The sequence below is a fragment of the Pseudomonadota bacterium genome (assembly GCA_038533575.1).
GTDB lineage: Bacteria > Pseudomonadota > Alphaproteobacteria > Rhodobacterales > Rhodobacteraceae > Shimia_B.
The window spans coordinates 1,245,114-1,258,462 of record JBCAYL010000001.1 but is presented as its reverse complement, the minus strand read 5'-3'; the positions used below and the strand labels follow the sequence as shown (position 1 = coordinate 1,258,462).

The following is a 13,349-nucleotide window of genomic DNA, read 5'->3' as shown; positions in this document are numbered from 1 at the left end:
TTTGTGAACCATACTGGCGCAATATTGTCAGTATTTGGATCGAATTGCACCCGGTATCTCTCTCCACATCACAGAGATGGAGATAAAGATGGAAACGATGTTCAACGCATGGGATGTCACGCGCTACGGCGGCCCTGAGGTGCTTGCGCCCGTCACGCGCCCGGTTCCCACTCCGGGTGAAGGCCAGATCCTCGTCCGCGTGCGGGCCTCCGCCGTCACCCGCGCGGACGGCATGATGCGCGCGGGCGAGCCCCGCTTCGCCCGCCTTTTCCTCGGTCTGTCCCGCCCGCGCGCAGGCCTCGCGGGGACTTGCTTTTCCGGCGACGTGGTGGCCACCGGGCCCGGCGTGACGCGCTTTGACGTCGGCGACGCGGTCTTTGGGGAGGCGGGGCTGAGCTTCGGGGCAAATGCCACGCTGATCTGCACCGATGCCGAGGGCAGTCTCGTCCGCAAGCCCGAGACCCTGAGCCACGAGGAGGCGGCTGTCATGTGTGACGGCGCCCTGACGTCGTGGCATTTCCTGACCCGCGTGGCGCGCGTGACGCCGGGCGAGCACGTGCTGGTGCTCGGCGGTGCGGGGAGCCTCGGCAGCGCCGCGATACAACTCGCCAAGGCACTCGGCGCCACCGTCAGCGCCACGAGCAGCGCGCGCAACACGCCGCTTCTCGAGAGCCTCGGTACAGATGTGGCCATCGATTACACCGTCGAAGACCCCCTCGCGACGGCAGGGGCCTACGACGTCGTCTTCGACACCGTCGGCGTGCGCAGCTACCGCGACGCGCGCGCGGCTTTGAGGCCGGGCGGTCGGTACATCTGCCCCGTGCTCGGCCTCGCGCTGTTGCGGGACATGCTTTTCTCGCGGCTCACGGGCACGCGCCGCGCGCTCTTTGCGGCGGCAGGGATGGAAAAGCCCGAAGTTCATCGCGAGGAATTGGGTGAAATCCTCGACGTGATGGAGCGCGGCAGCTTCGCGCCCGTCATGGGCCGGACCTACCCGCTGTCCGATCTCGTCGAGGCGCATCGCCACGTGGCCACGGGCCACAAGCGCGGAAACGTGGTGGTCGTGTAGGGCCTCGGGAAAGGGAGGGCCTAGTGGGCGCGCGCGATTGACAGCAAGCCCCTGAGGCACCTAGCCTTTCCGGAGGAGGACCCATGGACGCCAGAGCTACCTCGTCTCCCGTGCCCACGGGGCCGCTCGCGCTGCTCACCTGCGCGACATGCGCCGTCCGCAACAGCAGCCTGTGTAGCGCGCTCACGGATGAAGAGCTGCGCGATCTCCATGGCATCTCCCGCCGTAAGACGCTCGCCAAAGGGCAGTTTCACGCGTTCGAAGTGGGCGCGCAGGCCGATTTCGTAAATGTCATCGGCGGCTTCGGGAAGCTGATAAAATCCGCCCCGGACGGGCGGCAGCAGATCGTCGGGCTGCTCTTCCCCTCGGATTTCGTAAGCAACCATTCCCAGAGCGACCTCGCCGCCAGCGACACCTACATGATCGAGGCGGCGTCGCCCCTCGAGCTCTGCCTTTTTCCGCGCGATGGTTTTGAGGGGCTGCTCTCGCGCTACCCGGAGCTCGCCCAGCGGCTCCTCGAGATCACGCTCGATGAATTGAGTATCGCCCGGGACTGGATGGTCCTTCTCGGCCGTAAATCCGCGGAGGAGCGCGTGGCGAGCTTCTTCCTCCATGTCTCGAAGAGGATGTCGGCGCAGAGTTGCTCGAGTGCCGCGGTCTTTGACCTGCCGCTCGACCGCTCCGACATCGCCGACCATATCGGGCTCACGCTGGAAACCGTCAGCCGCCAGATCAGCAAGCTGCGGAGTTTGGGTCTCATCACCATGGAAGGCACGCGGCGAGTGGTGCGGATGGACGTGGATGGGTTGACCGAGAGGGCAGGATTCTGAGGCCGCGCTTTTTCGGCGTCACCTGAGCGCTTTCCGACCGTTCTCCTGCAGAATTTGATCTCGCTCAAGGTCTGGCCCCGGGGCAGGGTGCAGATGTCTGCGCGGGGCTCGGTGGCATCTCCCGCCATCACGGGTCTCCCCCGGGCTGGCGCAGCGGCTCCGATCCTGCGCGCGCCTTGGCCTGAAAGAGGTCGGACGCTGAAAGCACATAACTCCAATGACACAATCAAAGCGCAGCACACCCCGGCTCGACGAGGCAAGCGTGGCGCGGATGCCGCTCTTCGACGGCGCGGATCGCCCGGCACTCCACGCGATCCTTGAAAGCGCCAGCATCCGCCGGGTCGGTCCGGGGGCCGTCCTTTTCTCGGAGGAGGACCGGGCCAGCATCTTCTGCCTCGTCGTGGAGGGCTTCGTCCGGCTCCAGCGCACGACGTCGGACGGGGAGCAGGTCGTCGTTCACCACGTGGCGCCGGGCGAGCTCTTCGGGATCGCCGTGGCGCTCGAGAGCGAGACGTTTTCCGTGACGGCGAAGGCCGTCTGCGACTGCGTGGTCCTGAGTTGGCCGCGCGAGGCCTGGCCCGCCCTGACGCGCGCGCATCCCGGGCTGGCGCGGGCCACGCGCCGCACCATCGGCCTGAGGACCCGTGAGCTACAGGACAAGATCGTGGACATGGCGACGCTCCCGGTGGAGCAGCGGATCGCCAACGCGCTTTTGCGGCTCGCGCGGCAGGCAGGGCGCGAGACCGGCAGCGGCGCGGAGATCGACTTCCCACTGACGCGTCAGGACATCTCGGAGCTGACCGGGGCCAACATGCACTCCGTGAGCCGCTACATGAGTTCCTGGCAGAAGACCGGGATCGTGAGCAGCGCAAGGCGGCGGGTCGTCATCGTGCGCCCCGACGCGCTCAGGGAGGTTGCACAGGGCAGGGCGGCCTGATCCGCGGTGTATGCGACGGTGTGCTGCGACGAAATGGAGCACGGCCGCGCACCGCTTTCGCCCGCTTGGGTTGCGAAAGAGCAAAGTCGCGCGCCGCGGGATCGCTAGTTTGAACCTGATGAGGGAGCAGTTTTTTGCAGCCAAGGACGCACATGCGTGGGGCGATGGCACCGAGCCGGAGGCCTGCCGGGCCCATGCACGGCGGTAACCCTCTTCCCCGGCTTTCGGCGTCGGCTCGCTGCGAGGGCTGCGCCATCCGCCACAGCTCCGTCTGCGGCGCACTGAGCGGCGATGAGATCGCCGCGCTCAACGCTCTCGCACGAAGAAAGTGGCTCGCGGCCGGTGAGACCTATCTCATGGAGGGCGACACGGCGGGCGATTTCGGCAACATCACGCGCGGCGTGGCCAAGCTCGTCCGCGGCGCGGAAGACGGCCGTCTGCAGATCGTGGGCCTGCTCTTTCAGTCCGATTTCGTGGGATCCGGCCTCGAGAGGGAGGCGCCAGAGGAGGCGAGCTCGATCGAGGCGGTGACGGATCTCGAGCTCTGCCTCTTTCCGCGCAAGCCCTTCCAGGACGTGCTGGCGCGCTATCCATCGCTCGAGCATCGCCTCCTCAAGCGCGCGCTCGACGAACTGCGCTTCGCGCGGGAATGGATGGTGCTGCTCGGTCGCAAGACCGCCGAGGAACGCGTTGCGACCTTCATGCTTCACATGGCGCGGCGGCTGCAAACGGAGGGCTGCCATCACAGGGAGAGCTTCGACATTCCCCTGAACCGCGCGGAGATCGCCGATTACATCGGGCTCACCCTCGAGACCGTGAGTCGGCAGATGACGAAACTCCGGAAGGACGGAATCGTGGTCTTCGAGGGCGCGCATCACGTGCAATCCATCGATCACGCGCGCCTCGTGGAGCGGGCCGGGTTCTAGCGCGGCCGTCCGGGCAGGCCCGAGACCGAAAGGGACTTGCCCAGCTCTGCGTAGTCGGCCCGTGTCAGGCGGCGTTCGGCGAGCGGGATCAGGACATCGCGCTCCCACGCCATCTGCTGGCGGATCGCTTCGAAATAGCTTCTGAGCGCGTAACCCAGCGCCTCCTCGTCGATCGTAGCGACGCCTTGGTCCTGCGCATCCTGCAGGAGCGCGAAGAGCTCCGGGAAGCGGTGGCAGGCATCAGCGTATTCCTGTTCGAGGCGCGCGAGGACCGCCTCGCAATCCGGGTCTCCCCGGGTACGGCGCTTGAGCACCGGGATCAGGATGTGGAGCAGGCTGTCGTAGTGGCCGGGCATGATCGCCACGCAATGCTGCGCCACCTCGCGCCAGATCGGGGCGACCTTGCGCGGGAGATCATCGGCAATCGCTTCGAGGAGGTCGCAGGCCTCGAGCACGCGGCGCCCGTGGCGCGCGAACTTGACGAGCGGGAGCTCGATATGCGGATGCCCGAGAGCCAAGGTCAGCGGCGTCCGGGCGGCGCGGGGCCGCGTCGGAGCCGGTCCTGGGAAGAGTGGCGTCTGGGCATGGTTCTCCTTTCGCGCGTGGACGCGGCGGACTGACCGCTGGGCACGTCCCGCATGGGGGCGGGACGTGTCCCGCGCTCCCACCGGGACAGCATCGCCGCAGCTCGCGTCGCTGACCTTGATCCAGATCAAGGACGGCGCAGTCCCATCCCGGCATGCTCTCACCAATGCCGCCCGACCGGTCAGCCGTCGGCGTGTCCGCCCGTCAGCGCACGCCGAGTACCGGAACAGGGCACACAACTGGGCACACAGGAGGGGAACACCACATGGCCGATACGAGCGTTCAGCCGTCGCTTCCGGACGTCGTCCGCATCTCGCCGTCCGACGTGCGGGACGCGGTCCGTGCCGGGCTCGCCGATTTCCAGAAGGCCCCGGGTCTCAGCCTCTTCTTCGGGGCGCTTTTCAGCGCCATCGGGCTGGCGATCACGCTCCTTCTCGTGCAGCGCGGCCTGAGCTTTTGGGTCCTACCGCTGGCAGCGGGTTTTCCGCTTCTCGGGCCTTTCGCGGCGGTGGGGCTCTACGAGATCTCGCGCCGGATCGAAGCGGGAGAAGCGCTGGAGGCGCGGCCCATACTTCTGGCGGGGCTCAAGAGCGGGGACGGCCAGCTTCCACTCTTCGCCGTGCTCGCCGTCTTTTTCTTTTTCGCGTGGCTCGTGATCGCGCGGGTGATCTTCGCTGTATCGTTTGGCACGGCCACGATGACCAACGTGATGACCTCCTTGGAGGTGCTCTTCACGCCGCAGGGGCTCATCATGCTGAGCGTGGGCAGCGTGATCGGCGCGGCGCTTGCCCTCGTGCTCTTCTCGATATCCGTGGTCGGCGTGCCCATCCTCATGGATCGCCGGATCGACCTCGTCACGGCCATCATCACCAGCATGCGCGCCACGGTGGAGAACCAGGGCGCCATGCTGAGCTGGGCGTTCATCGTTGCGGCGGCAAGCGTCGTGGCGATCCTCCCGCTCTTTCTCGGGATGGTCTTCGTCTTCCCCGTGCTGGGCCATGCCTCCTGGCACCTCTATCGCAAGGTGGTGCCACAATGAGCCGCGTCTCGCACGGGCCTGCCCCCGCTGCCGCCCAAGCCTTGATCTGGATCAAGGGGCCGCGGCCCGGGGGCTCGTACGCTTCCCACCAACACCTCACCGCACGGTAAAGCTCGGATCGGACCTCACCCATGACGGACACCATCAAGCTCGGGACCCTCGGATGCCTCATTCTCTTCGGGGCGCTGGCCAGCAGCTGGGGCCATGACCTCGCCTACCGCGTCCACGGTGCCATCATCATGGTCACGGCCTTCGGCCTCTTTCTCTGGCAGGCGCGCCGGGCCGGGCAGCCGCAGCCCGCCATCCCATTCAATCGTTACATGGACGACGTCGTGCGCGCCGGCGTCATCGCCACCGCCTTCTGGGGGATCGTGGGCTTTCTCGTGGGCGTCCTCATCGCCTTCCAGCTCGCCTTCCCGGCGCTGAACTTCGACTGGGGCCAGCCCTTCACCAATTTCGGCCGCCTGCGCCCGCTCCATACGAGCGCTGTCATCTTCGCCTTCGGCGGCAACGCCCTCATCATGAGCTCGTTCTACATCGTCCAGCGCACCTGCAGCGTGCGGCTCTGGGGCGGCAATCTCGCGTGGTTCGTCTTCTGGGGCTACAACTTCTTCATCGTGCTTGCGGCCACGGGCTACCTCCTGGGCGCCACGCAGTCGAAAGAATATGCCGAGCCAGAATGGTACGTGGACCTCTGGCTGACCGTGGTCTGGGTGGCCTTCCTGCTCGTCTATCTGGGCACGCTTATGAAGCGGCGGGAGCGGCACATCTACGTTGCCAACTGGTTTCTCCTCGCCTTCATCCTGACGGTGGCGATGCTCCACCTCGTCAACAACATCTCGATTCCGGTGAGCTTCTGGGGCTCGAAGAGCGTGCAGATCTTCTCGGGCGTGCAGGATGCGATGGTGCAGTGGTGGTACGGCCACAACGCCGTGGGCTTCTTCCTGACGGCCGGGTTCCTCGGGATGATGTACTACTTCGTCCCCAAGCAAGCGGGCCGTCCGATCTATTCGTACAAGCTCTCGATCATCCACTTCTGGGCGCTGATCTTCCTCTACATCTGGGCCGGACCGCACCATCTCCACTACACCGCGCTCCCCGACTGGGCGTCCACGCTGGGCATGGTCTTCTCGATCATCCTGTGGATGCCCAGCTGGGGCGGGATGATCAACGGGCTCATGACGCTCGACGGCGCGTGGGACAAGATCCGCACCGATCCGATCATCCGCATGTTCGTGATCAGTCTCGCCTTCTACGGGATGAGCACCTTCGAGGGCCCGATGATGTCGATCCGGGCGGTCAACTCGCTCTCCCACTACACGGACTGGACCATCGGGCACGTGCATTCCGGTGCGCTGGGGTGGAACGGGATGATCACGTTCGCGGCGCTCTATTTCCTGACGCCGCGGCTCTGGGGGCGAGAAGAGATGCACTCCATGGCCGCCATCAACTGGCACTTCTGGCTCGCGACGATCGGCATCGTGCTCTACGCGTCCGCGATGTGGGTGACCGGCATCATGGAGGGCCTGATGTGGCGCGAGGTCGATGCCCAGGGCTTCCTTGTCAATTCCTTCGCCGACACCGTCTCCGCCAAGTTCCCGATGTACGTGGTCCGCGGTGTGGGTGGCGTTCTGTACCTCGCGGGCGCGCTCATCATGGGCTGGAACATGTGGATGACGATCCGCGGCGGTGCCCGCCAGCGGGTCTTCACGCCCGGCAGCCAACCTGCGGAATGAGGGGGTCCCATGGCATTCATCGATAAACACGCGCTGCTGGAAAAGAGCCCGACGCTCCTTCTCATCGGGTCGCTGCTCACCGTGAGCGTTGGCGGCATCGTGGAGATCGCACCGCTCTTTTACCTCGAGAACACCATCGAGGACGTGGAGGGGATGCGGCCCTATTCACCGCTCGAGCTCGCGGGGCGCGATATCTACATCCGCGAGGGCTGCTATGTCTGCCACAGCCAGATGATCCGCCCCATGCGGGACGAGGTGGAGCGTTACGGGCACTACTCGCTCGCCGCGGAATCGAAATACGATCACCCGTTCCAATGGGGCTCGAAACGCACGGGGCCGGACCTCGCGCGGGTGGGCGGGCGCTACTCGGATGCCTGGCATGTCGATCACTTCACCGACCCCCAGTCGGTGGTGCCCGAGAGCGTCATGCCCAACTACGAATTCCTGCTCCACACGGCGCTCGACTACGAACAGATCGAACCGACGCTCAGCACGCACCGCTTCGTGGGCGTGCCCTATAGCGACGAGATGATCGAGAACGCGGTCGCCGATCTCAAGGTGCAGGCCGATCCGGACGGCGACTGGGACGCGCTCCTCGAGCGCTATCCGGGCGCTGTCGTCTCCAACTTCGATGGGCAGGAGGCGCTCACCGAGATGGATGCGCTCATCGCCTACATGCAGATGCTCGGCACGCTCGTCGATTTCTCGACCTTCGTGCCCGACGAGAGCCGCTAGGGGAGGGCGCGCACCATGGAACTCTATACCCTTCTCAGAGCTTTCGCCGACAGTTGGTTTCTCCTGGCGATGACGACCTTCTATGTGGGCGTCTTCGTCTGGGTGGTGCGGCCGGGATCGAACCGGGTCCATGACGAGATCAAGCAGATCCCCCTCCGGGACGACCGGAGCCCCGCGCCGGAGCTCACGCTCGGCTGTACAGGCGGATGCGCGGACTGCCCCTGCGCCACAAAGGGAGCACGGTCATGAGCAAGAAGAAGCCGGACGTCGAAACCACGGGCCATGAGTGGGACGGGATCGAAGAGCTCAACAACCCGCTCCCGCGCTGGTGGCTCTATACCTTCTACCTCACGATCATCTGGGGGATCGGCTACACCATTGCCTTCCCGGCCTGGCCCATGATCTCGGGCGCGTCAGAGGGCCTTCTCGGCTACTCAACGCGTGCGGAGGTCGCCGCAGACATCGCCGCGGTGGACGCACGCAACGCCGATGTCATCGCCACGCTCGCCTCGGCGGACCTGAGCACGCTCAGCCGCGATGATCCGGCCTATCACTTCGGCGTCGCTGGCGGGGCTGCCGTCTTTCGGGCCAATTGCTCGCAGTGCCATGGCTCGGGCGCGCAAGGGGCAATGGGCTATCCCAACCTCCTCGATGATGACTGGCTCTGGGGCGGGACGCTCAGCGAGATCGAATACACGGTGCGCCACGGCATCCGGAACGAGACGGACTGGGACGCCCATTACTCGGAGATGCCGGCGTTTGCCGAAATCCTCTCGGAAGAGGAGCAGGCCGCCGTTGTCGAATACGTACTCGCGCTCTCCGGGCAGGATCACGACGCCGCCGTCTTCGGGACCGGCGCAGCGCTCTATGCCGATCAGTGCGCGAGCTGTCACGGCGATGCCGGGCTCGGCGACAAGTTCCTCGGGGCACCCAACCTCACCGACGCGATCTGGCTCTATGGCGGCAGCCGCGAGGCCGTGGCCTACACCGTCGCCAATGCCCGCTTCGGCGTGATGCCCGCCTGGGGCCAGCGCCTCGAGGAGGACGAGATCAAGGCTGTGACCCTCTATCTTCACCAGCTCGGCGGAGGGGAATGACCGCCGCCGGGCGGAAACGCACCACGTGCCCGGCGCGACCGGGCCGCCCAGACACCCTGCCGCCGAAGGCCCCGCACGCGCCATGAGCGACGCCAGCAATCAAAGCCTCTACGCCCCGCGGGAGCCGATCTATCCCAAGACGGTCTCCGGGCCTTTTCGCACGCTCAAGTGGCGGATCATGATCGCCACGCTGGCCGTCTACTACATCACCCCCTGGATCCGCTGGGACAGGGGGCCGCAGCTTCCTGACCAGGCCGTGCTCGTGGACCTCGCCGGGCGGCGGTTCTACTGGTTCTGGATCGAGATCTGGCCCCATGAATTCTACTTCGTGGCGGGGCTTCTCATCATGGCGGGGGTGGGGCTTTTCCTCTTCACGTCCGCGCTCGGACGGGTCTGGTGCGGCTATGCCTGCCCACAGACCGTCTGGACCGATCTCTTCCTGCTCGTGGAGCGCCGGGTCGAAGGCGACCGGAATGCACAGATCAAGCTCGCCCGCGCGCCATGGTCGCTGCGCAAGGCGCGCCTGCGCGGCACGAAATGGGGAATCTGGCTCCTGATCGCGCTCTGCACCGGGGGCGCGTGGGTCTTCTACTTCGCCGATGCGCCCACGCTCGCGCGCGAACTCGTGACGCTGAACGCCGCGCCCGTGGCCTACTCGACCATCGGGATCCTCACGGCGACGACCTTCATCTTCGGCGGCTTCATGCGGGAGCAGGTCTGTATCTATATGTGCCCGTGGCCGCGCATCCAGGCCGCGATGATGGACGACGACACGCTTACCGTCGCCTACCGCGACTGGCGCGGGGAGCCGCGCGGCAAGAAGCGCGTGGAGACCGCCGGTGACTGCATCGACTGCATGGCCTGCGTGAATGTCTGCCCCATGGGGATCGATATCCGCGACGGACAGCAGATGGCCTGCATCACCTGCGCGCTCTGCATCGATGCCTGCGATGACATCATGAAGAAGATCGGCAAGCCCCGCGGCCTCGTCGACTACCTCGCGCTCTCCGACGAGCCGCGGGAGCGCGAGGGCATGGCGCCACGGCCCTATTGGAAACACGTGCTGCGGCCGCGCACGATGATCTATACCGCGCTCTGGTCGCTCTGCGGCGTGGCCCTCGTCTTCGCGCTCTTCATCCGCGCCGAGATCGACGTCACGGTGGCACCCATCCGCAACCCGCAATTCGTGACGCTCTCGGACGGCTCGATCCGCAACGCCTACGACATCCGGCTGCGCAACAAGCACGGCGAGGATCGCCCCTTCCGGATCCGCGCGGCGGGCGATCTCGCGCTCCGCGCCGAGCTCGAAGGCACGCCCTACGAGACCGTCACCGTCACCGCCAACGAAACGCGGCTCCAGCGTGTCTACCTCGTCGCGCCGCGCGGGTCCGACCCCGCCGAGGCCGATGTCACCGATATCCGCTTCTGGATCGAGGATCTCGCCTCGGGCGAACGCGTCCACGCCGACAGCATCTTCAATGGGAGGGCTCTCCGATGACCCGCGAACTCAAGGGCTGGCACGTCCTGATGGCGTTTCTCGCCTTCTATGCCGTCATCATCACCGTGAACCTGGCGTTGGCCTTCAGCGCCGTCGGCACGTTTCCGGGGCTCGAGGTGAAGAATTCCTACGTCGCCAGCCAGTCCTTCGACCGCGACCGCGATGCGCAGCTCGCGCTGGGCTGGGAGATCGATCTGACGACCGAGGGCGATGAGCTGAGGCTCGCCATCTTCGACGCGCAAGGCGCCGTCGCGCCGGACATCACGCGCGCCACGCTCGGCCGGGCCACCCATGTCGGCGAAGATCAGGAGGTCGTCTTCCACTTCGATGGCACCACGCATCTCGGCATCATCGAGCCCCTCGGGCCGGGCAATTGGAACCTTCGGCTCGCCGCCGTGGCCGAAGATGGGACAGTCTTCCGCCAGCGGATCGTCCTGTGGGTCCGGCGATGAGCGTGGCGGCCTGCCCCGGTTGCGCCTTGGAAGGCGCCGCGCAGCTCGCAGCGCCCGAGCGCGTCACCCACGAGCTCGTGCTGCCCGGCATACATTGCGCGGGCTGTATCCGCGGCGTCGAGCGCGCCCTCGCGCGGTGCCCCGATATCGATGGCGCGCGGGTCAATCTCACGCGCAAGCGCGTGGCCGTGGCGGCGCGATCGGGTGCAGACCCCACGCCGTGGATCCGCGAACTGGCCAAGGCAGGCTACGAGGCGCACGAGGTCGCCGATGCCGCGCCCGCCCGCGCTGCGGGCGAGGACTACACCATCCACATGGGCGTGGCGGGCTTCGCGATGATGAACGTCACGCTCCTCTCCGTGGCTGTCTGGGCCGGGGCAGGCGACACGACGCGCGACTTTCTCCATTGGGTCTCCGCGGCCATCGCGCTCCCCGCCGCGGCATACTCGGCACAGCCCTTCTTTCGCAGTGCGGCGCGCGCGCTCCTCGCGCGGCGGGTGAACATGGATGTGCCCATTTCGCTGGCGATCCTTCTGGCCTGTGCGATGTCGCTCTACGAGGTCGTGCATTCGGGCCAGCACGCATGGTTCGATGCTGCGCTCACGCTCACCTTCTTTCTCCTCGTGGGGCGGGTCCTGGACCAGCGCCTGCGCCGCGCGGCGCATTCGGCAGCGGACAATCTGGCGGCCATGGAGCCCTCGCGCGTGCTTCGCATCGAAGACGGGGTCCGCGTGAGCCGCCTCCTGTCCGAGATCGCGGTGGGCGATGCCCTCTGGCTCACGGCCGGGGCGCGGGTGCCGGTCGAGGCGCGCCTCGAGAGCGCGGACACCATGGTGGATGCGAGCTTCATCACGGGCGAAAGCGATCCCGTCCAGCGGTCCGCCGGGGCGCCGCTGAGGGCCGGGGAGATCGTGCTCGATGGCCCGGTGATCCTGCGCGCCACCGCGGTGGGAGAGGACACCACGATCCGTCGCATAGCGCAGCTCGTCGCCACCGCGGAGGGCGCGCGCGGCCAGTATATCGGCGTCGCCGACCGCGCCGCCGAGATCTACACGCCGCTCGTCCATGTCCTCTCGGCGGCGGCCTTTATCGGCTGGTATTGGGCCACGGGAGATGCGCGCATGGCGATCAATGTCGCCATCGCCACGCTCATCATCACGTGCCCCTGCGCGCTGGGGCTCGCCGTCCCCGCCGTGGCCGTGGCCGCCACGGCGCGGCTCTACCGCGCGGGGCTTCTCATCAAGTCGGACACGGCGCTGGAGCGTTTCGCGGCGGTGGACACGGTGGTCTTCGACAAGACCGGCACGCTCACCGAGCGCCAGCTCGAGGTTCCAGCGGGGCTCCGCGATGCCGATCGCCGGATCCTGCGCGCGCTCGCCGATGCCTCTGACCACCCCCTTTGCCGGACATTGTCGCGCGCCCTGAGCGAGGTGACGCCAGCGCCACTCACCGATCTGCGAGAGACGGCCGGGCAGGGCGTTAGCGCGCGCTTCGGAGCCCTGATGGTTGCGCTCGGGCGCGAGGATGGGGCGGGGGCCGAGACGGTCTTCCGGATAGGGGAGACGACGCATGTGCTCGCGGCGAAGGAAGCGCTTCTTCCCAGCGCGCGAGACGCCGTGCGTGCCCTGCGAGAGGCCGGTCTCCGCGTGGTCATGCTCACCGGGGACAGCGCGGCCAACGCGGCCCGCATGGCCGCCGCGCTCTCGCTCGACGAGGTCCATGCGCGCCTCGGGCCGGAGGACAAGCTTACCATCCTCCGCGATCTCGAAGCGGAGGGTGCGAAGGTTCTTATGGTGGGCGACGGCCTCAACGACACCGCGGCCCTTGCGGCGGCGCATGCGTCCATGGCCCCGGGTACGGCGCTCGATGCCAGCCGCAAGGCCGCCGACGCCATCCTCGTGTCGAAAGACCTCGCCGGCATCGCGGACGCCCTCGCCGTGAGCCGCCGCGCGACGCGGCGCATGGCACAGAACATCAACATTTCCACGCTCTACAACCTCGTCGCCGTGCCCATCGCCATCGCGGGCTTCGCCACTCCGCTTGCGGCCTCCATCGCCATGTCGTCGAGTTCGATCACCGTGGTCCTCAACGCCATGCGTGGGCTCGCGCCGCCGAGGGGCAAGTCATGAATATCCTCGTGGTCCTCGTCCCCTGTTCGCTCCTTTTGGGCCTCGGCGCCCTGGCGGCCTTCATCTGGACGCTGAGGCACCGGCAATACGACGACCTCGAAGGCGACGCCGCCCGTATCCTCCTCGAGGAGGAGGACTAGAGAGGGAAATCTGGTGCGGAAGTGAAGTGGAAACAGCGTCCAGCCAACATCGAGCGCGTTATGCACCAAAAATTATCAAGCTAGCTTAGGAATTTGGCTCCGGCGGTAGGGATCGAACCTACGACCAATTGATTAACAGTCAACTGCTCTACCGCTGAGCTACGCCGGAACACCGC

Annotated in this window: 14 protein-coding genes and 1 tRNA gene; 13 read left to right on the top strand and 2 right to left on the bottom strand. The window is 66.7% G+C overall.

Annotation, left to right across the window (positions count from 1 at the left end; all coding sequences use genetic code 11):
- Positions 1-88 precede the first annotated feature (88 nt).
- The 4 genes from AAFM92_06450 to AAFM92_06435 all read left to right on the top strand — a co-directional run bounded on the left by AAFM92_06450 (position 89) and on the right by AAFM92_06435 (position 3,762).
- Positions 89-1,069: an NAD(P)-dependent alcohol dehydrogenase gene (locus tag AAFM92_06450; GenBank protein MEL7300006.1), complete on the top strand. Its 981-nt coding sequence runs from the start codon at positions 89-91 to the stop codon at positions 1,067-1,069.
- An 83-nt stretch (positions 1,070-1,152) separates the two neighbouring features.
- Positions 1,153-1,899: a Crp/Fnr family transcriptional regulator gene (locus AAFM92_06445; protein MEL7300005.1), complete on the top strand. Its 747-nt coding sequence runs from the start codon at positions 1,153-1,155 to the stop codon at positions 1,897-1,899.
- Positions 1,900-2,116: 217 nt separating this feature from the next.
- Positions 2,117-2,836 carry a Crp/Fnr family transcriptional regulator gene (locus AAFM92_06440; protein ID MEL7300004.1) on the top strand — a complete coding sequence of 240 codons (720 nt, stop codon included), beginning with the start codon at positions 2,117-2,119 and terminating at the stop codon, positions 2,834-2,836.
- 194 nt (positions 2,837-3,030) lie between these two features.
- Positions 3,031-3,762 carry a Crp/Fnr family transcriptional regulator gene (locus tag AAFM92_06435; protein ID MEL7300003.1) on the top strand — a complete coding sequence of 244 codons (732 nt, stop codon included), beginning with the start codon at positions 3,031-3,033 and terminating at the stop codon, positions 3,760-3,762.
- Here the strand turns inward: AAFM92_06435 and AAFM92_06430 are convergent.
- Positions 3,759-4,478, bottom strand: a complete 720-nt coding sequence (locus tag AAFM92_06430; GenBank protein MEL7300002.1) for a hemerythrin domain-containing protein — start codon at positions 4,476-4,478, stop codon at positions 3,759-3,761. The genes AAFM92_06435 and AAFM92_06430 overlap by 4 nt on opposite strands.
- A gap of 134 nt (positions 4,479-4,612) precedes the next feature.
- On the opposite strand from AAFM92_06430, the gene AAFM92_06425 reads away from it, so the two are divergent.
- The 9 genes from AAFM92_06425 (at position 4,613) to ccoS (ending at position 13,173) form a co-directional block, all read left to right on the top strand.
- Positions 4,613-5,386, top strand: a complete 774-nt coding sequence (locus tag AAFM92_06425) for a DUF2189 domain-containing protein (protein MEL7300001.1) — start codon at positions 4,613-4,615, stop codon at positions 5,384-5,386.
- 131 nt (positions 5,387-5,517) lie between these two features.
- Positions 5,518-7,122 carry a cytochrome-c oxidase, cbb3-type subunit I gene (ccoN, locus tag AAFM92_06420; GenBank protein MEL7300000.1) on the top strand — a complete coding sequence of 535 codons (1,605 nt, stop codon included), beginning with the start codon at positions 5,518-5,520 and terminating at the stop codon, positions 7,120-7,122.
- 9 nt (positions 7,123-7,131) lie between these two features.
- The gene (gene ccoO / locus AAFM92_06415; GenBank protein MEL7299999.1) at positions 7,132-7,857 is read left to right on the top strand and encodes a cytochrome-c oxidase, cbb3-type subunit II; all 726 of its coding nucleotides are present in this window, start codon (positions 7,132-7,134) and stop codon (positions 7,855-7,857) included.
- Between the two features lie 15 nt (positions 7,858-7,872).
- Entirely contained in the window at positions 7,873-8,106 is a 234-nt protein-coding gene (locus tag AAFM92_06410; GenBank protein ID MEL7299998.1) for a cbb3-type cytochrome c oxidase subunit 3, read from the top strand.
- On the top strand, positions 8,103-8,954 hold the full coding sequence (ccoP, locus tag AAFM92_06405) for a cytochrome-c oxidase, cbb3-type subunit III (protein MEL7299997.1): 852 nt from the start codon (positions 8,103-8,105) through the stop codon (positions 8,952-8,954). The genes AAFM92_06410 and ccoP overlap by 4 nt, the downstream gene beginning before the upstream one ends.
- 82 nt (positions 8,955-9,036) lie before the next feature.
- Complete coding sequence (gene ccoG / locus AAFM92_06400) at positions 9,037-10,452, top strand: cytochrome c oxidase accessory protein CcoG (protein ID MEL7299996.1); 1,416 nt, start codon at positions 9,037-9,039, stop codon at positions 10,450-10,452.
- Entirely contained in the window at positions 10,449-10,904 is a 456-nt protein-coding gene (locus AAFM92_06395; GenBank protein ID MEL7299995.1) for a FixH family protein, read from the top strand. Before ccoG ends, AAFM92_06395 begins: the two co-directional genes overlap by 4 nt.
- Positions 10,901-13,033, top strand: a complete 2,133-nt coding sequence (locus AAFM92_06390) for a heavy metal translocating P-type ATPase (protein MEL7299994.1) — start codon at positions 10,901-10,903, stop codon at positions 13,031-13,033. The genes AAFM92_06395 and AAFM92_06390 overlap by 4 nt, the downstream gene beginning before the upstream one ends.
- Positions 13,030-13,173: a cbb3-type cytochrome oxidase assembly protein CcoS gene (gene ccoS, locus AAFM92_06385; protein ID MEL7299993.1), complete on the top strand. Its 144-nt coding sequence runs from the start codon at positions 13,030-13,032 to the stop codon at positions 13,171-13,173. The genes AAFM92_06390 and ccoS overlap by 4 nt, the downstream gene beginning before the upstream one ends.
- Before the next feature lie 94 nt (positions 13,174-13,267).
- On the opposite strand, the gene AAFM92_06380 is transcribed toward ccoS, so the two are convergent.
- Positions 13,268-13,342, bottom strand: a tRNA-Asn gene (locus AAFM92_06380).
- Positions 13,343-13,349: the final 7 nt, after the last annotated feature.

Excerpts from the sequence above, each read along its gene's own strand:
- AAFM92_06450 (MEL7300006.1), top strand. The coding sequence starts at position 89 with ATGGAAACGATGTTCAACGCATGGGATGTCACGCGCTACGGCGGCCCT.
- AAFM92_06445 (MEL7300005.1), top strand. The coding sequence starts at position 1,153 with ATGGACGCCAGAGCTACCTCGTCTCCCGTGCCCACGGGGCCGCTCGCG.
- AAFM92_06440 (MEL7300004.1), top strand. The coding sequence starts at position 2,117 with ATGACACAATCAAAGCGCAGCACACCCCGGCTCGACGAGGCAAGCGTG.
- AAFM92_06435 (MEL7300003.1), top strand. The coding sequence starts at position 3,031 with ATGCACGGCGGTAACCCTCTTCCCCGGCTTTCGGCGTCGGCTCGCTGC.
- AAFM92_06425 (MEL7300001.1), top strand. The coding sequence starts at position 4,613 with ATGGCCGATACGAGCGTTCAGCCGTCGCTTCCGGACGTCGTCCGCATC.
- ccoN (MEL7300000.1), top strand. The coding sequence starts at position 5,518 with ATGACGGACACCATCAAGCTCGGGACCCTCGGATGCCTCATTCTCTTC.
- ccoO (MEL7299999.1), top strand. The coding sequence starts at position 7,132 with ATGGCATTCATCGATAAACACGCGCTGCTGGAAAAGAGCCCGACGCTC.
- AAFM92_06410 (MEL7299998.1), top strand. The coding sequence starts at position 7,873 with ATGGAACTCTATACCCTTCTCAGAGCTTTCGCCGACAGTTGGTTTCTC.
- ccoP (MEL7299997.1), top strand. The coding sequence starts at position 8,103 with ATGAGCAAGAAGAAGCCGGACGTCGAAACCACGGGCCATGAGTGGGAC.
- ccoG (MEL7299996.1), top strand. The coding sequence starts at position 9,037 with ATGAGCGACGCCAGCAATCAAAGCCTCTACGCCCCGCGGGAGCCGATC.
- AAFM92_06395 (MEL7299995.1), top strand. The coding sequence starts at position 10,449 with ATGACCCGCGAACTCAAGGGCTGGCACGTCCTGATGGCGTTTCTCGCC.
- AAFM92_06390 (MEL7299994.1), top strand. The coding sequence starts at position 10,901 with ATGAGCGTGGCGGCCTGCCCCGGTTGCGCCTTGGAAGGCGCCGCGCAG.
- ccoS (MEL7299993.1), top strand. The coding sequence starts at position 13,030 with ATGAATATCCTCGTGGTCCTCGTCCCCTGTTCGCTCCTTTTGGGCCTC.